Annotated in this window: 21 protein-coding genes; 8 read left to right on the top strand and 13 right to left on the bottom strand. The window is 72.3% G+C overall.

Annotated features, from left to right (window positions below; translation table 11 throughout):
* Window positions 1-89: 89 nt before the first annotated feature.
* Window positions 90-449 carry a hypothetical protein gene (locus tag ADK52_RS00340; protein ID WP_053687784.1) on the top strand — a complete coding sequence of 120 codons (360 nt, stop codon included), beginning with the start codon at window positions 90-92 and terminating at the stop codon, window positions 447-449.
* Here the strand turns inward: ADK52_RS00340 and ADK52_RS00335 are convergent.
* The gene (locus ADK52_RS00335; protein WP_053687783.1) at window positions 385-906 is read right to left on the bottom strand and encodes an LURP-one-related/scramblase family protein; all 522 of its coding nucleotides are present in this window, start codon (window positions 904-906) and stop codon (window positions 385-387) included. The genes ADK52_RS00340 and ADK52_RS00335 overlap by 65 nt on opposite strands.
* Before the next feature lie 32 nt (window positions 907-938).
* Between ADK52_RS00335 and ADK52_RS00330 the strand changes: the two genes are divergently transcribed.
* The 3 genes from ADK52_RS00330 to ADK52_RS00320 are packed head-to-tail and all read left to right on the top strand — an operon-like array spanning window position 939 to window position 4,221.
* Entirely contained in the window at window positions 939-1,742 is an 804-nt protein-coding gene (locus ADK52_RS00330; protein WP_053687782.1) for a hypothetical protein, read from the top strand.
* A gap of 40 nt (window positions 1,743-1,782) precedes the next feature.
* Window positions 1,783-2,304, top strand: a complete 522-nt coding sequence (locus ADK52_RS00325; protein WP_053687781.1) for a DUF4240 domain-containing protein — start codon at window positions 1,783-1,785, stop codon at window positions 2,302-2,304.
* A gap of 60 nt (window positions 2,305-2,364) precedes the next feature.
* The gene (locus tag ADK52_RS00320; protein ID WP_053687780.1) at window positions 2,365-4,221 is read left to right on the top strand and encodes an NHL domain-containing thioredoxin family protein; all 1,857 of its coding nucleotides are present in this window, start codon (window positions 2,365-2,367) and stop codon (window positions 4,219-4,221) included.
* Window positions 4,222-4,287: 66 nt separating this feature from the next.
* Here ADK52_RS00320 and ADK52_RS00315 read toward each other — a convergent pair whose 3' ends face one another.
* The 4 genes from ADK52_RS00315 to ADK52_RS00300 form a co-directional block, all read right to left on the bottom strand.
* Window positions 4,288-5,559, bottom strand: a complete 1,272-nt coding sequence (locus ADK52_RS00315; RefSeq protein WP_063783735.1) for a hypothetical protein — start codon at window positions 5,557-5,559, stop codon at window positions 4,288-4,290.
* Between the two features lie 216 nt (window positions 5,560-5,775).
* A complete protein-coding gene (locus ADK52_RS00310; RefSeq protein ID WP_053687779.1) occupies window positions 5,776-7,068 on the bottom strand; it encodes a M18 family aminopeptidase in 1,293 nt (430 codons plus the stop codon).
* Between the two features lie 101 nt (window positions 7,069-7,169).
* Window positions 7,170-7,910, bottom strand: coding sequence for a hypothetical protein (locus ADK52_RS00305; RefSeq protein WP_053687778.1), 741 nt, complete (start codon window positions 7,908-7,910; stop codon window positions 7,170-7,172).
* 94 nt (window positions 7,911-8,004) lie between these two features.
* Window positions 8,005-9,834 (bottom strand): acyl-CoA dehydrogenase, encoded by a 1,830-nt coding sequence (locus tag ADK52_RS00300; protein ID WP_053687777.1) that lies wholly within the window; start codon window positions 9,832-9,834, stop codon window positions 8,005-8,007.
* A 206-nt stretch (window positions 9,835-10,040) separates the two neighbouring features.
* Here ADK52_RS00300 and ADK52_RS00295 point away from each other — a divergent pair, with 206 nt between their 5' ends.
* The 4 genes from ADK52_RS00295 (at window position 10,041) to ADK52_RS00280 (ending at window position 13,117) form a co-directional block, all read left to right on the top strand.
* The gene (locus ADK52_RS00295; protein WP_030153025.1) at window positions 10,041-10,499 is read left to right on the top strand and encodes an SseB family protein; all 459 of its coding nucleotides are present in this window, start codon (window positions 10,041-10,043) and stop codon (window positions 10,497-10,499) included.
* Between the two features lie 49 nt (window positions 10,500-10,548).
* On the top strand, window positions 10,549-11,508 hold the full coding sequence (locus tag ADK52_RS00290; RefSeq protein WP_053687776.1) for an ArsR/SmtB family transcription factor: 960 nt from the start codon (window positions 10,549-10,551) through the stop codon (window positions 11,506-11,508).
* A gap of 118 nt (window positions 11,509-11,626) precedes the next feature.
* Window positions 11,627-12,004, top strand: a complete 378-nt coding sequence (locus ADK52_RS00285) for a hypothetical protein (RefSeq protein ID WP_053687775.1) — start codon at window positions 11,627-11,629, stop codon at window positions 12,002-12,004.
* 126 nt (window positions 12,005-12,130) lie between these two features.
* The gene (locus ADK52_RS00280) at window positions 12,131-13,117 is read left to right on the top strand and encodes a pirin family protein (RefSeq protein ID WP_053687774.1); all 987 of its coding nucleotides are present in this window, start codon (window positions 12,131-12,133) and stop codon (window positions 13,115-13,117) included.
* 25 nt (window positions 13,118-13,142) lie between these two features.
* On the opposite strand, the gene ADK52_RS00275 is transcribed toward ADK52_RS00280, so the two are convergent.
* The 8 genes from ADK52_RS00275 to ADK52_RS00240 all read right to left on the bottom strand — a co-directional run bounded on the left by ADK52_RS00275 (window position 13,143) and on the right by ADK52_RS00240 (window position 22,267).
* Window positions 13,143-14,492 (bottom strand): ABC transporter permease, encoded by a 1,350-nt coding sequence (locus tag ADK52_RS00275; protein WP_078987749.1) that lies wholly within the window; start codon window positions 14,490-14,492, stop codon window positions 13,143-13,145.
* Window positions 14,489-15,208: an ABC transporter ATP-binding protein gene (locus tag ADK52_RS00270; protein WP_053687773.1), complete on the bottom strand. Its 720-nt coding sequence runs from the start codon at window positions 15,206-15,208 to the stop codon at window positions 14,489-14,491. The genes ADK52_RS00275 and ADK52_RS00270 overlap by 4 nt, the downstream gene beginning before the upstream one ends.
* Window positions 15,205-16,704, bottom strand: a complete 1,500-nt coding sequence (locus ADK52_RS00265) for a hypothetical protein (RefSeq protein WP_053687772.1) — start codon at window positions 16,702-16,704, stop codon at window positions 15,205-15,207. The genes ADK52_RS00270 and ADK52_RS00265 overlap by 4 nt, the downstream gene beginning before the upstream one ends.
* A gap of 45 nt (window positions 16,705-16,749) precedes the next feature.
* Window positions 16,750-17,292 (bottom strand): hypothetical protein, encoded by a 543-nt coding sequence (locus ADK52_RS00260; RefSeq protein ID WP_053687771.1) that lies wholly within the window; start codon window positions 17,290-17,292, stop codon window positions 16,750-16,752.
* Complete coding sequence (locus tag ADK52_RS00255) at window positions 17,289-18,251, bottom strand: hypothetical protein (protein ID WP_053687770.1); 963 nt, start codon at window positions 18,249-18,251, stop codon at window positions 17,289-17,291. The genes ADK52_RS00260 and ADK52_RS00255 overlap by 4 nt, the downstream gene beginning before the upstream one ends.
* A gap of 120 nt (window positions 18,252-18,371) precedes the next feature.
* Window positions 18,372-18,683 (bottom strand): hypothetical protein, encoded by a 312-nt coding sequence (locus ADK52_RS00250; protein ID WP_053687769.1) that lies wholly within the window; start codon window positions 18,681-18,683, stop codon window positions 18,372-18,374.
* A gap of 322 nt (window positions 18,684-19,005) precedes the next feature.
* The gene (locus tag ADK52_RS00245; RefSeq protein ID WP_053687911.1) at window positions 19,006-20,049 is read right to left on the bottom strand and encodes an AI-2E family transporter; all 1,044 of its coding nucleotides are present in this window, start codon (window positions 20,047-20,049) and stop codon (window positions 19,006-19,008) included.
* Between the two features lie 73 nt (window positions 20,050-20,122).
* Complete coding sequence (locus ADK52_RS00240; protein ID WP_053687768.1) at window positions 20,123-22,267, bottom strand: ATP-binding SpoIIE family protein phosphatase; 2,145 nt, start codon at window positions 22,265-22,267, stop codon at window positions 20,123-20,125.
* Window positions 22,268-22,346: the final 79 nt, after the last annotated feature.

Raw genomic sequence — 22,346 nt, 5'->3', positions numbered from 1 at the left:
GGTTGACGCCGGGGTTTACGGGCAGAGGGGAGGAGCGGGCGGCGCCGGACGCCGGTCGCGCGACGAGGAGACGAGGAGGCGGGTGCGCCGTGACGGATGACGCAGGGGACGTGCTGGAGGCCGCCCTGGAGCCGCACGAGCCCGCCGCCGCGGAGATCGAGGCCCGTCGGCGCGTCCGGGACCGGGCCACCGGCATGACCCACCACGAGGCGCGGGGCGCACTGGAGGCCGTGCTCGCCGACGCCGACGCCGACGCCGGCGACCTGGAGTCCGCGGACGCGGCCGTCCGCGCCGAGGCCGCCGAGTGGCAGCGCATCACCGACCTCCTGCTGGACCACGGAGGCCCGTACACGCCGGACACCGACGCCTACGTCCAGGGCCAGCTCACGGCCCGGGAGCACCATCGGGACCGGCCCCGCCCTCCCGCTCCTTCTCCGCCAGCCGGATGACGCACACGGCGACCGCGATCAGCAGCGCCGCGTCCGCGTCCTCCCGGATCACGTCCACGGCGTACGTCTCGCGGATCCGGTACCACTGGCGGGAGATCAGCGCGAGGAGCTCACCCTCGTACTCGATCTTGAACTCACGGTCCAGGAGCCGTCCGCTCACGTCCAGTTCGGTGCCCTCGACCAGCGTGACGAGGTAGTGGCCCCGCAGCAGGGAGAGCCGCTTGCGGCGGATCACGGCGAGCCGGCGCTCGTCGCGCTCCAGCGTCATCGCGTCGCGCAGGCTGAACAGCTTCTCCCGCAGCGTGATCAGGATCTGCCCGTCCGGGCTCTTCAGCTCCAGCGTGTCCCTCACGCGCAGCGCCTTGCCGTCGACGAGGAAGGCGTGCCTCCCGTCCTCGTCCTCGATCCAGTAGTCGTCCCCGAGGGCCAGCATTTTGTCCCGAACCAGGTATTTCATGCCCGGATCGATGCCCGCGATAGGTTGCCGCCATGCCCCTGCTCTATGTGACCGACCTGGCGTACCCGGCGCGCGGCCGCCGCTACTGCGACGAGGACATCCTCCTCACCTCCCGGCTGCGCGAGCACTTCCCGCTCGCCCTGTGCCATCCGCTGGACGCGGCGGCCATGATGGCGGACTTCGACGCGGTGATCGTCCGCAACAGCGGGCCGGTCCTGCACTACCAGGAGGCGTACGACGCCTTCCGCGCGGCGGCCCTCGCCGCCGGCACCCGCGTCTACAACCCGCTCACCGGCCGCGGCGACATGGCCGGCAAGCAGTACCTCCTCGACCTGACCGCCTCAGGCCACCCCGTCATCCCCACGATCGACGACCCCGCCGACCTCGCGCTGCTCCCGTCGGCGCCCTCGTACGCGGTCAAGCCCAAGCAGGGCGCGGACTCCATAGGCCTGACCTTCACCGCGCACCCGGCCGGCCCGGCGGGGGTGAACCTCATCCAGCCGCGCATCGACTTCGCGTACGAGGTCTCCTTCTACTTCGTCGACGACGCCTTCCAGTACGCCCTCCACGCCCCGGACCCGGCCCGCCGCTGGGAGCTGAAGCCGTACGAGGCCACGGCGGCCGACCTCGACTTCGCCCGCGGCTTCATCGCGTGGAACACGCTGTCGCACGGCATCCAGCGGGTGGACGCCTGCCGCGCCCCCTCCGGCGAGCTCCTCCTCGTCGAGCTGGAGGACCTGAACCCGTACCTCTCCCTTGACCTGGTGTCCCCGGAGACGCAGGAGGCCTTCATCACCGCTCTGACAGAATCCCTCCACTCCTTCCTCACCGTCTGACGGCACGTCCGATGTCAGAGGGGGATGCCACGCTTCCCCCATGGACAAGCACACGTTCTGGAAGCTGATCGCTACGGCCCGTACGGAGGCCGGTCCGGACCAGGTGGCGGCGCGCGCCTCGCAGTTGCTGGCGCGCTGCCCCGAGGCCGAGATAGCCGCCGCCCAGCAGGTGCTGTGGGACCTGCTGGCGGAGTCCTACCGCAGCCCCCTGTGGGCCGCGGCGTACGTGATCAACGGCGGCTGCTCGGACGACGGCTTCGACTACTTCCGCGGCTGGCTCCTGACCCAGGGCGAGGAGGCCTTCGCCCGGGCCCTGGCCGACCCCGACTCCCTCGCGGACCACCCCGCGGTCCGCGAGGCGGCGGCGCAGGGCCTGGAGCTGTGGGACGAGGAGGCCCTCTCGATCGCCTGGGCGGCGTACGAATCGGCCACGGGCCGCGAGCTCCCGGCGGACTCCTTCACGATCAGCTACCCCGCACTGGACCCGACCTGGGACTTCGACTTCGACGACACCGCGGAGACCTCCACCCGCCTCCCCCGCCTGAGCGCCCTCTTCGACTAGGCCGTGTCCGGGCGGGACGGCCGTGAGGGGGCGTTCGCGGGCGGATGGCAAGCTTGAAGGATGAACGATGCTGCCCCGGCGCACACCCCCGCGCCCCGCCGTGCCCGTCTCCGTGCTCCCGAGCTGGTCGGGAAGGGGGGCTGGCTGAATACGGGCGGGAAGGATCTGAGCCTCGCCGAACTGCGCGGCCGGGTCGTCATCCTCGATTTTTGGACCTTCTGCTGCATCAACTGCCTGCACGTCCTGGATGAGCTGCGCGAGCTGGAGGAGAAGCACCGCGACACCGTCGTGATCATCGGGGTCCACTCGCCGAAGTTCGTGCACGAGGCCGAGCACGCGGCCGTCGTGGACGCCGTCGAGCGGTACGAGGTGCACCACCCCGTGCTCGACGATCCCGAGCTGGCCACCTGGAAGCAGTACGCCGTACGGGCCTGGCCGACGCTCGTCGTCATCGACCCCGAGGGCTACATCGTCGCGCAGCACGCCGGCGAGGGGCACGCGCACGCCATCGCGCGGCTCGTGGAGGAGCTCGAAGCCGAGCACGCGGCCAAGGGCACGCTGCGCCGCGGTGACGGGCCGTACGTGGCGCCCGAGCCGGTCGCGACCGACCTCCGCTTCCCCGGCAAGGCGCTCGTGCTGCCGGGCGGGAACCTGCTCGTGTCGGACTCGACGCGGCACCAGCTCGTGGAGCTGGCCCCCGACGGCGAGAGCGTCGTACGGCGCATCGGCAGCGGCGAGCGCGGCTTCACCCCCGACGCCTTCAGCGAGCCGCAGGGACTGGCGCTGCTTCCCGACGGGTCCGTGATCGTCGCCGACACCGTCAACCACGCCCTGCGCCGCTTCGACCCCGCGACGGGCGCCGTCGAGACCGTCGCCGGCACCGGCCGGCAGTGGTGGCAGGGCTCCCCGACCTCCGGTCCGGCCCTGGAGGTGGACCTGTCCTCGCCGTGGGACGTCGCCTGGTGGCAGGGCAAGGTGTGGATCGCCATGGCGGGCGTGCACCAGCTGTGGACCTGGGACCCGCAGACGGGGACCGTCGCGGTCTCCGCCGGGACGACCAGCGAGGGCCTGCACGACGGCCCCGCCCTGGAGGCCTGGCTCGCCCAGCCGTCCGGGCTCGCGGCCGCCGGGGACCGGCTGTGGATCGCCGACTCCGAGAACAGCGCCCTGCGGTACGTGGAACCCGCGGGCGAGGGGGCCGACGGGGCGGAGGGGGCCGAGGGGTACGTCGTACGGACCGCCGTCGGGACCGGCCTGTTCGACTTCGGCCACCGGGACGGCGACGCCGCCCAGGCCCTGCTCCAGCACCCGCTCGGGGTGACCGCGCTGCCGGACGGCTCGGTCGCGGTGTGCGACACGTACAACCACGCGCTGCGCCGTTTCGACCCGGCGACCGGGCAGGTCTCCACCCTGGCCACCGACCTGCGGGAGCCCAGCGACGCGGTGCTGGTCGGCGAGGACATCCTGGTCGTCGAGTCCGCCCGGCACCGGCTGACCCGGCTGCGGCTGCCGGAGGAGGCGGTACGGGTCGACGCCGTCGCCCACCGCACGCAGCGGGCCGCCACGGAGGTCGCCCCGGGCACGCTCCGGCTCGACGTGGTGTTCCAGGCGCCGACCGGCCAGAAGCTCGACACCCGCTATGGGCCGTCGACGCGGCTGATGGTGTCCTCGACCCCGCCGGAGCTGCTGGTGGGCGGCGAGGGGACCGGGACGGACCTGTTCCGGGAGCTGGCCCTGAACCCGGAGGTCACGGAGGGCGTGCTGCACGTCTCGGCGATGGCGGCCTCGTGCGACGACGACCCGGCGAACGAGTACCCGGCCTGTCACGTGCACCAGCAGGACTGGGGCGTGCCGGTGACCGTCACGGCCGGCGGCGCCACGCGGCTGCCGCTCGTCCTCGCCGGGATGGACGCCTAGGGGCAACCGGCTGGACGACGTCGTACGGCCGGGGCCCGCGTGGGGTCCCGGCCGTAGGGCATTGGATCAGCCTTCGCGCCCGCCGTCGTCCTCGTCCTGGCCCTGGCCCTGATCCTCGTCCTGGTCGCGGTCCTCGTCCTGGCCCTGGTCCTTCGGCTTGCCGTGGTCCTGGTGCTCGCCGTGCTCTTCGTCCTGGCCCTGGTCCTCGGGCTTGCCCTGGTCCGCGTCCTGGCCGTGGTCCTCGGGCTTGGCGTGGTCCGCGTCCTGGCCGTGGTCTTCGGGCTTGGCGTGGTCGGCCTCTTGGCCGTGCTCCTCGGGCTTGCCGTGCTCCTTGGGCTTGTCCTTGCCCTTCTCCACGTCGGCGACCAGCAGGTTCGGGTCGATGCCCGTGAGGAAGGCGCCGCTGGTGACGAAGACCTTGTGGTGGCGGACCGCCACGGACGTGGGTCCGGACAGCCCGTCCTTACCGGTCAGCACGATGGTGTGGGTGCCGTCGGGCCGGACCAGGGCGAGCTCGCTCGCGGTGGTGTTCAGCGCGGCGAGCACCGTCTCGCCGTGTCCGGCGAACGCGAAGTCGTCGATCCCCGTCAGCCCGGTGGCGTGCCTCCTGATCCGCCCCGCGGACCCGTCCCGGTCGACCGGGATCCGCAGCAGCGTGGCCCGGTCGAAGTTCGACACCCAGACCGCGTGGTCGCGCACCTTGATGCCGTTCGCGCCGATGAACGTGGTCGGCTCCAGCGCCGTGCCGGTGGCCCAGGCGGTCACCTCGGGCTCGTCGTCCAGGGAGATGCGCCACACCGTGCCGAGGACGGAGTCCGCGGCGTAGAGCAGGCCGAGGTGCTCGTCGAGGGCGAGGCCGTTCACGAAGCCCTTCGGTGACATGGCGACGAGCTTGGAGACCTTGCGGTCGGGCGTGATCCGGTAGATGCCGGTCTCGGCCGTTCCGGTGTTGTAGCCGACGTAGAGCGTGCCGTCATGGGTGCGGACGATCCCGGACACGACGGCGACGCCGAGCAGCGGCGTCTGGGGGTCCGCGACGTCGGGCAGGGTCGCGAGGACCCGCTTGCCGCCGTTCCGGTCCACGCGGACCACCTGGCGGGCGAGGGCGAGGGTCAGATCGGCGGAGCCGTCGGGCTCCAGGGCGATGTTCTCCGGCGTCTGGCCGGCCTCGAAGTCGAAGTGCGCGACGATCCTCGGGTCCTTGAGGGACAGCGACGCGTCCGGGGATTGCGGCGGCTTCGGAGTGGCGGCCGCGGGGGCGGCCACGAGCAGCGCGAGGGCGACGCCCACGGCGCCCGCGATGCGCGGCATGAGGAAGAGGCGGAACAGGCGGAGCACGGGACTCTCCTTGTCGGCCGGGAAGGACGGAACCCCAGCACAACATGACGGAGTGTCACCATCGGTTCATCACACCGCGTGGCCGCCCAAGATCGACCCGCCCGGCCGAATCCCGCAGCCGAATCCGCAGTCGAGTCCCGCAGTCGAGTCCCGGGCCGCCGCCGCGCGCCGCCACCCCGGTCGAGGGAAGCGGCGCGGGTGGCCGAACGACGGGCGTCAGCCCTCCAGGAACGCCACCAGCGCGTTCGCGAGCAGGTACGGGTCGTCCGCACCGCACAGTTCGCGGGCACTGTGCATCGACAGGATCGCGACGCCGATGTCCACCGTCTGGATCCCGTGCCGGGCGGCCGTGATCGGGCCGATCGTCGTCCCGCACGGCATCGAGTTGTTCGAGACGAACGTCTGCCACGGCACGCCGGCCCGCTCGCACGCCGCCGCGAACACCGCGCGCCCGCTGCCGTCCGTCGCGTACCGCTGGTTGACGTTGACCTTCAGGATCGGGCCGCCGTTGGCGCGCGGGTGGTGCGAGGGGTCGTGCCGCTCCGCGTAGTTGGGGTGCACGGCGTGGCCGGTGTCCGAGGACAGGCAGATGGTGCCCGCGAAGGCCCGCGCGCGGTCCTCGTACGTGCCCCCACGTGCGAAGACGGAACGTTCCAGCACGTTCCCCAGCAGCGGCCCGTCCGCGCCCGTGTCCGACTGCGAGCCGTTCTCCTCGTGGTCGAACGCGGCCAGCACCGGGATGTGGTCCAGCTTGTCGGCGGTCGAGGCGGCGGCCAGCGCCGCGACGCCCGCGTGCACCGAGATCAGGTTGTCCATGCGCGGGCCGGCCACGAGCTCGTGGTCGCGCCCCAGGTACGACGGCGGCTCGATCGAGTGGACCATCAGGTCCCAGCCGGCCACCGAGCCCTGCGGCAGGCCCTCTTCCTCCTCCAGGAAGGCGATGAGGTCGCCCTCCTGGGCGTCACCCAGACCCCAGATGGGCTGCATGTGGCGCTGCTTGTCGAGCTTGAGGCCTTCGCTGTTGACCGACCGGTCCAGGTGCACGGCCAGCTGCGGGACGCGCAGCAGCGCGCGGTCCACGTTCACCAGCCGCTCGCTGCCGTCGCGCAGGGTCAGCCGGCCCGCCAGGCCCAGGTCCCGGTCCAGCCAGGTGTTGAGCAGCGTGCCGCCGTAGATCTCGACCGCGAGCTGCCGCCAGCCCTGTGAGCCGGTGTCGGGCAGCGGCTTGACCCGCAGGTTGGGGGAGTCGGTGTGCGCGCCGACGATGCGGAACGGCATGTGCGCCGTCGCGTCCTCGGGGACGAACCAGGCGATGAGCGCGCCGCCGCGCAGGACGAACCGGCCTCCGGTGCCCGAGTCCCAGGCGTCCGTCTCCGACAACTGCCTGAAGCCTGCCTTTTCCAGCCGCTCGGCCGCGTTGGCCACGGCGTGGTACGGCGACGGACTGGCCGTCAAAAAGGTCATCAGATCGTCGGTGTGGCCGCGGTCGAAGCGGGCGGGAGAGCTCATGTGGTTCACCTTAACGACGGTCGTGTTCGCCATGGTCGGACTGCGGCGGATAGCCGAAACGCCGGTACCGCGGGCTGTGTGGTCCACTTCCCGGCGGCTCTTCAGCCCGGCGGGCGCTCGAATCTGCGCTGCAGCTGCCTGCGCTCGCCCCGGCGGATGCGCGGGAGCATCTCCGGGGTCGTCGCGGAGCGCTGCGCGCGTCTCTTGCGTCCGGCGCAGAAGATACAGGCCTCACCGGGCGGTGCGTCCGGGTCGATGGGCGCCCCGGGGTGCTCGGAGCAGCCGGAGGCGTTGCGCGGCCGGGACAGCTCGCGGGCCACGATGAACGCCCGGTGGAGGTCGTCCGCTATCCGGACGAACTCTTCCGCGGGAGAGGAGAAGCCCAGGTGGAAGCGGCGGTCCTCGACCGTGCGGAGGTGATCGCGCAGGGACTGCAGCGTGTACGGGGGGTCCGGCACGGGGTAGCCCAGCCGGCGCTGCTCCCCCGCGGGCGGGGCGGCGGCCGCCGCGCGGGCGCCCTGGGCGCGCAGCCCGAGGCGGCGCCGGTCGTTGCAGATCAGGCAGCGGCCCCAGCCGTCGGGCGCCTCGGGGTCCAGGGCCCCGTTGGGGTGCTCGGAGCAGCCGGTGTAGCTCTTGGCGGGTGCGAGCCCGGCCGCGGTCTGGAAGGCGGTGTAGAGGGCGTCGGCGACGGCCTCGTACTCGGCGGGGTGGGCGCCGTCGTACAGCTCCCGCAGATGGTCGCCGAGGCTGCCCAGGGCGGCCTGCAGCTCCTTGAGGGCGTACGGCCGCCCGGTCGGGACGGAGTACCCCCTGCTGTGGCTGTGCTGCTCTGCCGGACTCATGTCTACGAGCGTGCCACGAACCACCGACAACCTGTGAATGCCGACGGCCGGGCCCCCTGGGAGGGCCCGGCCGGCGGCTGGATGACGGTGGAGGCTAGAACGCGGCCTCGTCGAGCTCCATCAGGGAGTTGTCGACGGTCTCGGCCAGCGCGCGGGCGACCGAGACGTTCGGCAGCACCTGCGAGGCGAAGAACTTCGCCGCCGCGATCTTGCCGGTGTAGAAGGGGACGTCCTTCGCGGGGGCGCCGGCGGCCAGCTTCTCGGCGGCCACGGCCGCGCCCTTGAGCAGCAGGTAGCCGACGACCACGTCACCGGAGGCCATCAGCAGGCGGGTGGTGTTCTGGCCGACCTTGTAGATGTTCTTGACGTCCTCGCCGGTGGCGGTGAGGTCGACGATCATCTGGCCGACGATGGCCTCCAGGTCGACCGCGGCCTTGGCGAGCGCGTCGCGGGCGCCGGCCAGCTCCTCGCCGCCGACGGCCTCGGCCAGGAACTTCTTGATCGTCTCGGAGAGGACGTTCAGCGAGGCACCCTGGTCGCGGACGATCTTCCGGAAGAAGAAGTCCTGGCCCTGGATCGCCGTGGTGCCCTCGTAGAGGGTGTCGATCTTGGCGTCCCGGATGTACTGCTCGATCGGGTATTCCTGAAGGTAACCGGAACCGCCGAAGGTCTGCAGCGACTGCGCGAGCTGCTCGTACGAGCGCTCCGAGCCGTAGCCCTTCACGATCGGCAGGAGCAGGTCGTTCAGGCCGATCTCGGCGGAGGCGTCCTCGCCCGCGGCCTGCTTGAGCTGGATCGCGTCCTGGACGGAGGCGGTGTACAGCACCAGGGCGCGCATGCCCTCGGCGTACGCCTTCTGCGTCATCAGCGAGCGGCGCACGTCCGGGTGGTGCGTGATGGTGACCTTGGGGGCCGTCTTGTCCATGAAGTTGGCCAGGTCCGGACCCTGCACGCGCTCCTTGGCGTACTCCAGGGCGTTCAGGTAGCCGGTCGAGAGCGTCGCGATGGCCTTCGTGCCGACCATCATGCGGGCGAACTCGATGATCATGAACATCTGGCGGATGCCGTCGTGCTTGTCGCCGATCAGCCAGCCCTTGGCGGGGTGCTGGTCGCCGAAGGTCATCTCGCACGTGTTGGAGGCCTTGAGGCCCATCTTGTGCTCGACGTTCGTCGCGTAGACGCCGTTGCGCTCGCCCAGCTCGCCGGTCTCCCAGTCGAAGTGGAACTTCGGGACGAGGAAGAGGGACAGGCCCTTGGTGCCCGGGCCGTGGCCCTCGGGGCGGGCGAGGACGTAGTGGAGGATGTTCTCCTCCATGTCGTGCTCACCGGACGTGATGAAGCGCTTCACGCCCTCGATGTGCCAGGAGCCGTCCTCCTGCTGGATCGCCTTGGTGCGGCCGGCGCCCACGTCCGAACCGGCGTCCGGCTCGGTGAGGACCATGGTGGAGCCCCAGCGCTTCTCGACCGCTATCTGGGCGACCTTCTTCTGCGCCTCGTTGCCCTCTTCGAAGAGGATGCCGGCGAACGCCGGGCCGGAGGAGTACATCCAGATGGCCGGGTTCGAGCCGAGCAGCAGCTCCGCGTAGGCCCAGATGAGGGAGCGGGGCGAGGTGGTGCCGCCGATCTCCTCGGGCAGGCCGAGGCGCCAGTACTCGGAGTCCATGAAGGCTTCGTAGCTCTTCTTGAAGGACGCCGGGACCGGCGCGGTGTTGGTGGCCGGGTCGAAGACCGGCGGGTTGCGGTCGGCGTCCGCGAAGGATTCGGCCAGCTCGTTCTCGGCGAGGCGGGCGATCTCGGACAGGACGCTCTTGGCGGTCTCGGTGTCCATCTCACCGAACGGTCCGGTGCCGTACAGCTTGTCGCGGCCGAGCACCTCGAAGAGGTTGAACTCGATGTCGCGGAGATTCGACTTGTAGTGCCCCATGGCGACGGCTCCGTTAAGGCTCGGGAAGACAGGTTCCTCGTACATACCAATCGGTAACGTCATGATGCTACCCACCGGTAATAAGACGCAACCCCTGATGTGGCGACTGTGACCAGGGTCAAGCCGCGCTCCAGCCGGCGGCCGGCCCGGAACCCTGGCGGGAATGCGCGTCCACGGGGTCGGGGGCGCTCGGTAGGCTTCGCCCTATGTACGGCTACGACCAGAACGTGAGCGCAGGGCAGCAGTACGCCGCCCCGCAGCAGATGGCCGGCGGGTACGGCGAGCAGCCGCTGTACCCCGAGCCCTCGCCGCCGTCGCTCGCCGACGCGGTGCGGGCCTTCACGACCGGGTCGCTGTCCGCCGAGGACTTCCAGCAGATCTTCGCCACGTCGAAGGTCTACTGCCCGCGCGGTGAGACCCCGGGCTTCCTGGCGCTGCACAACACGCAGCAGCCGGTGATCCCCATGTTCACCACGCTCAAGGAGCTCCGCCGGTACGCCGGCAAGGAGTCCAAGTACTTCGTCATCACGGGCGCCGAGGTGATCGACCTGCTGCCGACCGGCTACGGCTTCGTCCTCGACATGGAGGGCGACCACCGCATGGTCTTCGACGCGAAGGCCGTGGAGCAGATGGTCGACTACGCGATGCGCCGCATGTACGGCTGACCGAGGCCGTAGCCGGGGGGATCGTGCTGCGACGGCCGGGGGGCGGATCGTGCTGCGAGTGCATTTCACGGCGGAGGACCTGCTCAACGTCACCTTCGCGAGCGAGCCGCTGCCGCTGGTGGAGCTGTCGATGGCGCTGATCGCCTGGCAGCGCGTGGACGAGCAGGCCGTTTTCGGCCGCTGGCGCAGCCGGATCAGCCGGGAGTTACCGGACCGGGCGCGCCCGCTGCTCGATCTGCTGCGGCCGGACGGCGACAATCCTCAGTTCGTCGAGCCCGTCGCGCGGAGCCTGGAGGAGGGGCTGGCCGCCGTCCGGGAGGCGGGCCCCCTGCTGACCGCGGACCAGCTGCACCGTACCGCCGCCCGCGCCCCCGGCCGGGCGTCCTGGCTGCGCGCGCTGTGGGGTCAGGACCGCGAGGCGTGGGACCTGCTGGACGGCGCGATCCGCTGCGCGTACGAGGTGGTCGTGGCCCCGCGGTGGCCGCAGATCCGCCAGTCCTTCCGGGCGGACGTCGCCTGGCGCACCCGGCTCCTGGCCGCCCACGGCATCAAGGCGTGCCTGGCGAGCGTGCATCCGGCGGCGGCCTGGTCGGACACCGCCTTCGAGGTGGGCCTGCCACCGGACTACGAGGTCCGGCTCGGCGGCCGCGGCCTGGTGCTGATGCCCTCGGCGTTCTGGACGGGGCGCCCGCTGCTGGCCGACCTGCCGGACGGGTCGCACGTCCTGCACTACCCGGCGATGACCCCGCTGCCGCTGGTCGGACCGGGCCGGGCGGAAGGTGCGCTGGACGCCCTGCTGGGCCGCACCCGGGCGGCCGTGCTCCAGCTGCTGGTCGAGCAGCGGACCACGAGCGAGCTGGCCCGGGACCTGGACATCAGCCTGCCGTCGGTCTCGGAGCACACGCGCACGCTGCGCGCGGCCGGTCTCATCACCACGGAGCGGGACGGCAAGGCGGTCCTCCACTCGGCCACCGGGCTGGGCGTGGACCTGCTGCACAGCGGCGGCTGACCACGGATCCTTTCGGGCACGCCCGAAAGGATCGCGGCCGACGCCGGGGGTCCCGAACATCGGTGCTGCGGGGGAGGACACGGGGGCCCCGCTCCACCGATCGGACCAGGGAGACGCGATGTCACGCATTTCGATCCGCACGAAGCTCGCCGCGCTGGCGGCCACCGGGGTCATGGCGCTGGGTACGGGGGTCCTGGCGGCGGCGCCGGCGTCGGCCTCGGACCAGGACTTCTACGGCTGCCGGTCCGGTGACGCCTGCATCTGGGGGGCCGGCGCGGCGCTCGGCACCGGCCCGACCAACTCCTTCGGGCGGGCGGGGACCTACAACCTGAGCAACCAGGACAACTACCACTACGTGAAGAACAACCAGACCGACGGCTGGAAGTTCAAGCTGTGCACCGGGTGGAACGGCACGGGCACCTGTTACACGATGGGTCAGGACGAGCTCTGGTGGGTGAACCTGACACCTATCAACTCGGTCGTCGTCACGCCGTGACCGCATAGGTGCAGGTGAGAGGCGTAGGGCCCCGGGGGGAATTCCCTCGGGGCCCCTCCTGTTCTGTGGGGGCGTGGCAGAAAGTTCGAGTTTCAACTAAACTCGACGCAGAAGGAGGCTCCGACCATGCCTGCAGTGACTGTGGAGAACCCGTTGACGCTCCCCCGCGTCGCCGAGCCCGCTCAGGAGACCGCCGCCCGCAAGGTGCTGGCCGTCACGACCGCCCCGGGTGGGTTCGAGGGCGAGGGGTTCCCGGTGCGCCGCGCGTTCGCCGGGATCAACTACCAGCACCTCGACCCGTTCATCATGATGGACCAGATGGGCGAGGTGGAGTACGCGCCGGGCGAGCCCAAGGGCACGCCCTGGCACCCCCACCGCGGCTTCGAGACCGTCACGTACCTGATCGACGGAACCTTCGTCCACCAGGACAGCAACGGCGGCGGCGGAGTCATCAACGGCGGTGACACCCAGTGGATGACGGCGGGCTCCGGCCTCCTGCACATCGAGGCCCCGCCGGAGTCCCTCGTCGTGTCCGGCGGGCTCTTCCACGGCCTCCAGCTGTGGGTGAACCTCCCCGCCTCCGACAAGATGATGCCCCCGCGCTACCAGGACATCGGCGGCGGCCAGGTCCAGCTGCTGTCCACCCCCGACGGCGGCGCCCTGCTCCGCGTGATCGCCGGTGACCTGGACGGCCACGCCGGTCCCGGCATCACCCACACCCCGATCACGATGATCCACGCGACCGTCACCCCGGGCGCGCAGGTCACCCTCCCGTGGCGTGAGGACTTCAACGCCCTCGCGTACGTCATGGCGGGCCGCGGCAGCGTCGGCACCGACCGGCGGCCCATCCACACCGGGCAGACGGCGGTCTTCGGCGAGGGCGGCTCGATCACGGTGCGGGCGGACGAGGCCCAGGACTCGAACACCCCGGACCTGGAGGTCGTCATCCTCGGCGGACGTCCCATCCGGGAGCCGATGGCGCACTACGGGCCGTTCGTCATGAACAGCCGGCAGGAGCTCCAGCAGGCCTTCGACGACTTCCAGGCGGGCCGGCTGGGGACCATCCCCACCACCGCCCGGGAGCGCACGAAGTCGGCGGACCAGCACTCCTGACCACCCCGCAGGACCTTCGCCGGTCCTAGCGGCGCAGTGCCTCCGCCGGTTGCGTACGGGAGGCCCGCCACGCCGGGTACAGGCCGGCCAGGACCCCGGTGACCAGACCGATCAGCGGCGCCGCGGCGACGGTGAGCGGCGACATCACCGGGGTCCAGTCGCGCAGCGCCGCCACCCCGACCACGGTCAGGGTGCCCAGTGTGGTGCCCACCAGCCCGCCCACCGCCCCCTGCGCGGCGGACTCGGCCAGGAACTGGGCGGTGATGTGCCGCCCGCGCGCCCCCAGGGCCCGGCGCAACCCGATCTCCCCGGTCCGCTCCAGCACCGCGACGAGCGTGGTGTTGGCGATCCCGACCGCCCCGATGACCAGGCAGATCGCCGCCAGCAGCAGGAACAGCTGGTCCAGGTCCGAAGTCACCCCCGCCCGCAGCGCCTTCGGGTCCGGCGGCGGCGCGGGCGTCAGCCAGTCGGGATGGTCCGGGCGCAGGGCGAGCGGCAGTTCCGCGGCCACCTGGCGGGCCGCCCCCAGCTCGGTCACCACCAGCATCCGCGCCCGCTGCGCGTTCTCCGGCGGCCCCCACAGCCTCTCGGCGGTGCCCCGGGGCACGATCACCGACAGCAGCAGGTCCGGCTTGCGGTCCGCGCCGCTCGCGATGCCGATCACCGTGAACGGGTGCTCGCCGATGAACACCGCGGGGCGGCTCTCCAGCGTCGTGATGCCGAGCCGCGCCGCCATCGCCGAGCCCACCACCGCGACCTGCTCGGCGCGCCCGTCGTGGAAGGCGTCGTACGCCCGCCCGGAGCCCAGCGTCAGTCCGGCGGCGCGCAGCATCCCCGGGGAGGCGGCGACGACGGGGATCCGCTCGCCGGCCGCCCCCGCGACCGGGGCGGACCGTACGGTGGTGCCGCCCAGCGGCACCGGCCAGAACACCCCTGCCGCGCGTACCCCGTTGAGGGAGCCCGCGCGGGTGTCCGCGTCCCGGGGGAAGGCGAGGGGCACCTGCTGCGCGAGCTTGGGGTCGGCGCCGCCCGCGGTGTCCTGGACGCCGACCTCGGTGGCGGTCAGGGCGTTGAAGCGGCTGTCGATCTGCGAGGAGGCGGTGGCCGTCAGCCCCAGGATCGCCACGAACGTGCCCACCCCGAGGACCGTGCCGAGGCCGGTCAGCGCCGAGCGGGCGGGGCGCTGGAGCATCCCGGCCAGGGCCTCGGAGAGCAGGTCGCGCAGGGACAGGCGGGAGGGCGTGATCCCGGTGCCGGTGCCGGTGCCGGTGTTGGTGCTGGTGTCGGCGCCGGTGTCGGTGCCGCGCCGTCGCCCGATGCTCCTCAGGGCGTTTCTCAAGGCGTTCGTCAGGGAGTTCCTCAGGGGGTTCTTCATACGGGGACGACCTCGCTCAGGACCCCGTCGCGGATGGACACCGTCCGCCGGCCCCGGGCCGCCACGTGCGGGTCGTGCGTGATGACCAGCAGGGTCAGCCCGTCGGCGTGCAGCTCGTCCAGCAGGGCCAGTACGGCGCCCGCCGTGGCGGTGTCCAGGTTCCCGGTGGGCTCGTCGCACAGCAGCAGCGAGGGCCCGGCGACCAGGGCGCGGGCGATGGCCACGCGCTGGCGCTCGCCGCCCGACATCCGGGTCGGGAGATGGCCGGTGCGGTGCCCGAGGCCCACCCGCTCCAGCGCCGTACGGGCCCGCTCGGCGCGCTCCGCGCGCGGGACGCCGTTGTAGACCATGGCGAGGCGGACGTTCTCCAGGGCGCTGCGGTGCGGCAGGAGGTGGAAGGACTGGAAGACGAAGCCGATGCGCTGCCCGCGCAGGGCGGTCCGGTCGCGGTCGCGCAGGCCCCCGGTGTCGATGCCGTCGAGGAGGTACCGGCCGGTGGTCGGGGCGTCGATGAGCCCGGCGACGTTCAGGAACGTCGACTTCCCGGAACCGGAGGGGCCGACCACGGTGACGTACTCGCCCCGCTCCACGGTCAGTTCGCAGGGCCGCAGCGCCTGCACGGGCGGCGGTCCGGGGTAGGTGAGCCCGACACCTTCGAAGCGGACGACCGGGGCGGGGGCGCCGGCCGACTCCCGCGCGGGGTCCGGGGCGGTCACGGCTTCGCCTGCGCGACGAGGACCCGGTCGCCGTCGGCGAGTGCGCCGCCGCCGACCGGCTCCACCTGGACCATTCCGTCGGCGGACATCCCGGCCCGGACCTCGACCCGGCGCCGGGCGTCCGCGGCGGCGGGGTCCTTGCCCAGCACCGTGACGGTGGTCCGGCCGTCGGCGCCCGCCGAGACGGCGGAGAGCGGTACGACCAGCACCGGTTCGCCGGAGGAGGCGGCGGTCACGGTGAGCCGGACGCCCTGTCCGGAGAGCCGGGCGTCGAGCGTCTGGCCGGGGGTGACGGTGAGCGCGTAACCGCCGGAGTCCTGCGCGGCGTTCTCCCCCGCACCGGAACCCGCTCCCGCACCGGAGCCGCCGGAGCCCGGGCCGCCCGAGCCGCCCGGCACTGCGCCGCCCGAGGCCGGGGCCGGGGCGGTGGCGACCGAGGCGACCGTCCCGGTGGCGGTGAGCCCGGTGGCCTCGGACAGCACCTCGACCTTCATCCCCGCCTTGACCAGGTCCTTCTGGTGCGCCGGGAGCGAAGCCCGGATCACCGGGGCACCCGCCGACAGCGTGAGCAGCCCGTCCGGGACGACTTCCCCGACCGCCGCCTTGACCGCGTCCACGCGCGCCGGGAAGCCCTTGACGAAGACGAGCTCGTCCGCCGGGACCATGGGGCCGGCCGCCGCCCGGGCCGCCTCCAGGCGGGTGGTGGCCTTGGCCAGGTCCTGCTGGGCGAAGGTGAGCTGCTGCTGGGCCTCGGCGGTGTCGGTTCCGCCGCCCGCCTTGGCCTTGGCGAGGGCGCTCTTGGCGGTCGTGACCCCCCGCTGGGCGGTATCGGCGGCGTCCTCCGCCGCCTGGAGCTTCTCGGCGTCGCCGGGGTCGGCGGGCCGCGGGGTGTAGCCGAGCGCCGCGTAGAGCGCGGCGACCGCGGTCTTCGTGCCCGCGCCGTAGGTGCCCGACGGATCCTTGCCGGTGGGGTGGCCCAGCGCCTTGAGCCCCTCCTGGAGTTGCCCGACGTCCTTGCCGGTGGCCCCGGGCTTGAGGTCCCGGTACACGGGCAGGGACCCGGGCAGCGCGAACACCGGCCGCCCCGACACCTCGACGAGTACGTCACCGGCCTGTACGGCGGCCCCGGGCTGTTTGTTGACCCGGGTGACCACGGGTTTCCCGCCCGTCCCGGCGGCCGCGGCGGCTCCGGCCCCCGGGGACACCGTCAGGGACTGCTCGGCGGCCACCGTGCCCCGTACGACCACCGAGGAGGTCAGCACCCGCCGTTCGACCCGGTCGGCCAGGACGGACGCGGGCGGCGGCGCGGCATCGGCCGCGACCTGGGCGGGGGAGCGGATGGTGGTGGCGAGGACCACCCCGGCCCCGGTGAGGGCGACGGCGCCCGCGACGACCCAGACCAGGATCCGTCGCCGCCGGCCGAGCGAGGCCCGTACGTCGTCGGGTTCGACGGCGGTGTCCGACTCCTCGGGGGCGGCGGCCTCTTGATGTTTCACGTGAAACCCACTTCTCCGTTCAACAGCCGCCGTCGGCAGTCGCCGTCAGCAGTCGCCGAGCACCGAGACCGACGTGACCTTCCAGGGCGCGCCGAGCCGCTCGCGGACGAGGGTGAACGCGGACAGCTGGGAGGGCTTGTCCTGCAACTGGTCGGCGAGCGCGCCGCTCGCGCGGTCGTAGATGAGCCAGTGGTCGAGGTCCACGCAGTCCTGGACCACGCGGGTCTGTTCGCCGGAGACGTCCATTCCGTCGATCCGGTGCCCGACCTCGCCGCGGAGCACCTTTCCGCCCTCGCCGAAGTGCTTCAGCATGGCGCGCATGTCGTCCAACTGGGCCCCGGTGGCGATCTGGTCGAGCGCCGGATCGGCGGGGTCCGCCTTCTGGCCGGCCGCCAGCCAGGAGGTCCAGTACGCGTCGTACGCCTGGCGGACGTCGGGGGTCGGCGCGACGAGCCCGTTCCCGCTCGCCGAGGCCGTGGCCCGGGCGGCCGTACCGGCGGCGGGCGAGGTGCATCCGGTGGCGGCGAGGGCCAGCGCCGCGCACGCGCAGACGGCCGCGACCGCCACGACCCGGGCGGGGCGCGTCACGCCGTTCCGTCCTTGAGGACCTTCCCCGCGGTCTTCACCTGCTCGGCCAGGTTCTTCTTCTCCTGCCCCAGCCCGTCCTTGTTTTTCTCCACGGCGGTGTTCTGGTACGCCGTCAGCACCGCGGTCCAGGTGTCGGTCAGCTTGCTCTTCTGCTTGCACGACACGTCCGTGGTGGCGGCGGTGACCTCCTCGGAGGTGACCGGCCCGGTCCACCGGGTGCCCTCCATGTCCTGGAGCTCCCAGGGGGTCTTCACCTGGAACCCGGCGTCACGCATGCAGGCGCTCCACCGGCCGATGGCGGCCACGACCCGACTGTCGCCGCGCGCCCGGTCGTTCGTCTGCTGGGTCAGCTCGTCGAGCAGCTTCGTGCCGGCCTTTCCGCTCTGCGGGTACAGCTTGCGCGTCGCCTCGCCCGAACAGCCGCCCTCCGGGGCGCCGGGCTGCGCGGGTGCTCCGTCCTGCGGACCGTAAAGGGCCGCCGTCTCGTTCGGGTCCTGCTTCTTCGTGTCCCTCGGGCGGTCCGGCGAGGCACCGCCCGTCCGGTAGCCGAATTTCTTCGCGTATTCCGCGTCGACCAGGCCGATTCCGGTACTTCCGTGCTCGCCGCCGGTATTGGCGTACGTATTCGAGTTCTTGAACGCCGCGAAACCGAGCCGGTGCATGCACGCGTCCGTGAGAATGTCCTGGGCCTGCTGCATGACTTTCAGCTGCTCCTTGTCGAACGCGTAGGCGTCCAGCGGGAGTCCGGCGTGAACGGGATCCGCCTGCGGCGTGACGCTCACCTTGGGTTCCGCTGCGGGCAGCGACGCCGTACCCGCTTTGCCGGTGTCACCGGAACCTCCGGAGCCGCCGGTGCAGGCGGTCAGGGCGGCGGCGAGGAGCAGTGCGCCGAGAGGCAGCGCGCCGAGGGGCCCGGGTGATCCGGGCGGCCGGCGGGAGGACCGGTTGGAGCGCGGCACGATCGACCTTTCCGTGGTGTGCGGGTGGCCCTAAACTGCCGGGCGAGCCCGGTGCCGGGACCGATTCCAGCGGTCCCGGCACCAGGTGCCTGCGGGCTGATCACATACGGCTGTTGGCCGTCAGCAGTGCGGCTGGGCGATCTTGTTCAGCAGCGTCTCCGAGGCGAACCCGACCACGCCGGTGTTGTTGTTCTTGTGCTTGGTCCAGAACGGGTTGCCGCTGACGTTCGTGCCCTCCGAGTAGCAGATGGGCGTGATCGTCTGGCTCCGGTAGCCGAGGCCGTTGACGCGGGTGTCGCTCGTGTACGGGGTCTGGCGGATGCGTACCCCGTCGGTGTTGTAGTCGCCGGCCTGGGCGGCGGAGGCCGCTCCGATGCCGAACGCGGCGGTGGAAAGGGCAATGGCCAGGAACTGAACTGCCTTGCGACGCACGTTGTCATCCTCTCGATGAGCCGACAGATCGTTCGTGCAGCCGAGAGGAATTGCCGCGCCCGTTTGAGCCACGAGCGCCGAGCTGGTCCCCCCGGTCCGGTGAAAGACGATGGCACGAAGACGAATTCCGTACCAGTGGGTTCCAGGGCTGCGGGCGAGAGCGGCCGAATGTGTTCCGGGGGTGCGCGGGCGCCGTTCGTACGGACGTGAGCGATCCATTTCCGGATGTGCGCAGGAGAGGACGGTTGCCGGAAAACGGGCGTCTTCACTCCTCCCCGATCGGATGATCAGGGACCGTTTCACGGTTGTCCGGAAAACATCGCTACCCGGTGTGCTCGGCCCCCGCGTACCGCCCGCGGATCTCCGACACCACACCGAACGCCGCCGCGGTCAGCGGTACGGACAGCAGCATGCCGAGGATCCCGGCGACGCTGGCTCCCGCGGTGATGGCGAGCATGACCACGGCGGGGTGCATCTGGACGGTCCGGCTCTGGATCACGGGCTGCAGGACGTGCCCCTCCAGCACCTGTACGGCGAGCACCACGCCCACGGCCCACAGGCCGATGATCCACCCCCGCTCGGCGAAGGCGACGAGGACGGCCACCGCGCCGGAGATGAAGGCGCCCAGGTACGGGATGTACGCGCCGACGAACACCAGGGCGCCGAGGCCGACGGCGCCGGGGACGCGCAGCACGAGCAACCCGACCGTGATGCACACGGCGTCGATCAGCGCGATGAAGGTGGTCCCGCGCATGAAGCCCTCGACGGCGTCGAAGGCGCGCCGCGCCATCGCCTCCACGGTGTCGCCGGTGGCCCGGGGCGCGAGCGAGCGCAGGGTGGCGGCGGCGCGGTGCGAGTCGCGCAGGAAGAAGAACATCAGCAGGAGGGCGAGGACGGCGGTGGTGAGCACCTCGCCGACGACGCTGATGCCCGTGATGACACCGGAGGCGGCGGTACCGCCGAACTTCGCCAGCAGCTCCTTGGCGTTCGAGGCCAGGTCCTCCAGAGAGGTGCCGGCGGGCCCGAAGCGCTCGGCGAGGTCCTGTCCGGCCTGCCGGAGGGAGTCGAGGATCTGGTCGCCGGTGCTGATCAGGGCGTGGACGACGACGTACCCGGCCCCGCCGAAGACCGCGACCACGGCGAGGCAGGTGAGCGCGGCGGCGAGGGAGCGGTGCACCCCCACCCGTACCAGGCGCCGGTGCATCGGCCCGAGCAGGGCGGCCCCGAGCAGCGCGAGGAGGACGGGCGTGACGGCGGTCTTGAACGTGATGCACAGCCACACGCCGACGGCGGCCACGCCGGTGACGAGCAGGGCGACCGTGCACCAGGCGGCCAGCCGCCTGACCGGCGGGGGAAGCAGAGTCAGCACCCGTGCATCCAACCACGGCACTCCGGTGCCGCCTTGCCGCCGGGGGCCGGTCCTCCCGCCCCGCCCGGGCTCAGTCCTCCTTGGCCTGTTCGTCCATCTCGAACCAGATCGACTTGCCCTCGCCGCGCGGGTCCACGCCCCAGGTGTCCGCCAGCATCTCCATCAGCAGGACGCCCCGCCCGCTCGACGCCATCTCTCCCGGGTGCCGCTTGTGCGGCAGCTCGTCGCTGGCGTCCGCGACCTCGATGCGCAGCCGCCGCGTCCCCAGCTCGCCCACCGCCTCCGCGACCAGCAGCGCGTCGCCGTCCGTGTGCATGAGGACGTTCGTGACCATCTCGGAGACCATGAGCACCGCCGAATCCACCTGCTCCGCGTCCGCCCAGTCGTGCAGCAGCTCCCGGATCTGCCGGCGCGCGCCCGCGATCCGCTCCGGCTCCGCCTGCGCCACGGTCAGCATCGTGCGGCGCGCCGGCCGCACCGGGTGCGCCGCCGGGGCCCCGCAGCCGCAGTCCGCGTCCTCCCGGCACAGCAGGACGACGGCTATGTCGTCCTCGCGCCGGTCGGCCAGCGGGCCGGTGGTGTGGTGCGAGGAGGGCCCGTGCACCGCCTGGACCAGCAGGTCGGCCAGCTTCTCCAGGGCGTCGGACCCGTGGGTCCCGTCCGGCTCGTTCGTCTCGGACTCGAGGATCGCCCGCAGCCGCGCCCAGCCCGTGTCCAGGTCGTGCCCGCCGGTCTCGATGAGCCCGTCGGTGCAGAGCATCATCGTCTCGCCGGGCTCCAGCGTGAACCGGGTCGTCGGGTAGTCCGTGTCCGGGACGATGCCGAGCGGGAGGCCCCCGGCGGTCGGGCGCATCAGCACCGTGCCGTCCGTCATCCGGATCACCGGGTCGGGGTGGCCGGCGCGGGCCACCTCCAGCAGTCCGGTCGCCGGGTCGCACTCCACGTACAGGCAGGTCGCGAAGCGCGGGCTGCGGAAGTCGGAGTCCTCGTACGAATCGGTGATGCCGGCCAGGAAGCGCGAGGCGCGGGAGAGCACCGCGTCCGGCCGGTGGCCCTCGGAGGCGTACGCGCGCACCGCGATCCGCAGCTGGCCCATCAGCCCGGCGGCCTGTACGTCGTGCCCCTGGACGTCCCCGATGACCAGCGCGAACCGGCCCGACGGCAGCGGGATCATGTCGTACCAGTCGCCGCCGACCTCCAGCCCGCCGCCGGTCGGGACGTACCGCGCGGCGATCTGCATGCCCGGGATGTCGGGGCCCAGCGTCGGCATCATCGAGCGTTGCAGGCCGGAGGTGAGTTCCCGCTCGGATTCGGCCACGCCCGCCCGCTGGAGGGCCTGGGCGAGCATCCGGGCCACCGTGGTCAGGACGGACCGCTCGTCCGGGGAGAAGGACACCGGGTGCTTGAACGCGGCCATCCAAGCGCCCATGGTGCGCCCGGCGACGATCAGGGGGAGGAAGGCCCAGGAGACCCGGCCGAAGCGCTGGGCGAGCGGCCAGGTGGCCGGAAACCGCCTTTTGTACTCCTCGGGGCTGGGGACGTAGATCGCCCGTCCCGTACGGACGACCTCGGCGGCCGGGTAGTCCGTCTCCAGCCGCATTTCGGTGAAGGGCGCCTCGTCCCCGGGGCCGTGCCCGTGGTGCCCGATGATCGACAGCCGGTCCCCGGCCACCCCGAAGACGGCCAGCCCGTCGGGGCTGAAGCCGGGCATCGACAGAGAGGCGGCGACCCGCAGCACCTCGGCCGTGGAGCGGGCCTCGGCGAGCGCCCGCCCCGCGTCCAGCAGGAACGCCTCGCGCGAACGCCGCCAGTCGCCGGTGATCGGGGTGTGCGCGGCGGTGGTGCCGGGCTGCGGCTCGGCGATCTCCTGGATGGTGCCGATCAGCTCGTAGTCGACGTGGCCGTCGGCGGACCGGTTCTCCACGGGCTTGGAGCGGCTGCGTACGGTCCGCAGCACCCGCCCGTCCTCGTCCATGATCCGCAGCCGGGCCTCCGCGAGGGTGTCCTCGGCCACCGCCAGGTTGACGATTCCGTTGATCTCGTTCCAGTCCACCGGGTGAAACCGGGACCGTACGACGACCTCCGGGAGCACGACGGGCTCGGCGGGCAGCCCGAGCAGCCGGGCGGCCTCGCTGTCGAGGGTGACCGTCCCGGAGGCGTTGTCCCATCGCCACAGGCCCGTCGCGATGGCGGCCAGGACGTCCTCGGTGCGCACCCGGTCATCTTTACAGGTCATCCCCCCGCCGTGCCTGTTCACGGGGGGCGGCGGGCACGCCAGCACGGTCCCCGGCCCG

Source organism: Streptomyces sp. WM6372 (assembly GCF_001279655.1).
Classification (GTDB): Bacteria; Actinomycetota; Actinomycetes; order Streptomycetales; family Streptomycetaceae; genus Streptomyces.
This window is presented reverse-complemented; position numbering and strand designations above follow the sequence as displayed.

What these genes read in the sequence shown, in the direction of transcription:
- ADK52_RS00335 (WP_053687783.1), bottom strand. Translation starts at nt 906, where the DNA reads ATGAAATACCTGGTTCGGGACAAAATGCTGGCCCTCGGGGACGACTAC.
- ADK52_RS00330 (WP_053687782.1), top strand. Translation starts at nt 939, where the DNA reads ATGCCCCTGCTCTATGTGACCGACCTGGCGTACCCGGCGCGCGGCCGC.
- ADK52_RS00325 (WP_053687781.1), top strand. Translation starts at nt 1,783, where the DNA reads ATGGACAAGCACACGTTCTGGAAGCTGATCGCTACGGCCCGTACGGAG.
- ADK52_RS00320 (WP_053687780.1), top strand. Translation starts at nt 2,365, where the DNA reads ATGAACGATGCTGCCCCGGCGCACACCCCCGCGCCCCGCCGTGCCCGT.
- ADK52_RS00310 (WP_053687779.1), bottom strand. Translation starts at nt 7,068, where the DNA reads ATGAGCTCTCCCGCCCGCTTCGACCGCGGCCACACCGACGATCTGATG.
- ADK52_RS00305 (WP_053687778.1), bottom strand. Translation starts at nt 7,910, where the DNA reads ATGAGTCCGGCAGAGCAGCACAGCCACAGCAGGGGGTACTCCGTCCCG.
- ADK52_RS00300 (WP_053687777.1), bottom strand. Translation starts at nt 9,834, where the DNA reads ATGGGGCACTACAAGTCGAATCTCCGCGACATCGAGTTCAACCTCTTC.
- ADK52_RS00295 (WP_030153025.1), top strand. Translation starts at nt 10,041, where the DNA reads ATGTACGGCTACGACCAGAACGTGAGCGCAGGGCAGCAGTACGCCGCC.
- ADK52_RS00285 (WP_053687775.1), top strand. Translation starts at nt 11,627, where the DNA reads ATGTCACGCATTTCGATCCGCACGAAGCTCGCCGCGCTGGCGGCCACC.
- ADK52_RS00280 (WP_053687774.1), top strand. Translation starts at nt 12,131, where the DNA reads ATGCCTGCAGTGACTGTGGAGAACCCGTTGACGCTCCCCCGCGTCGCC.
- ADK52_RS00275 (WP_078987749.1), bottom strand. Translation starts at nt 14,492, where the DNA reads ATGAAGAACCCCCTGAGGAACTCCCTGACGAACGCCTTGAGAAACGCC.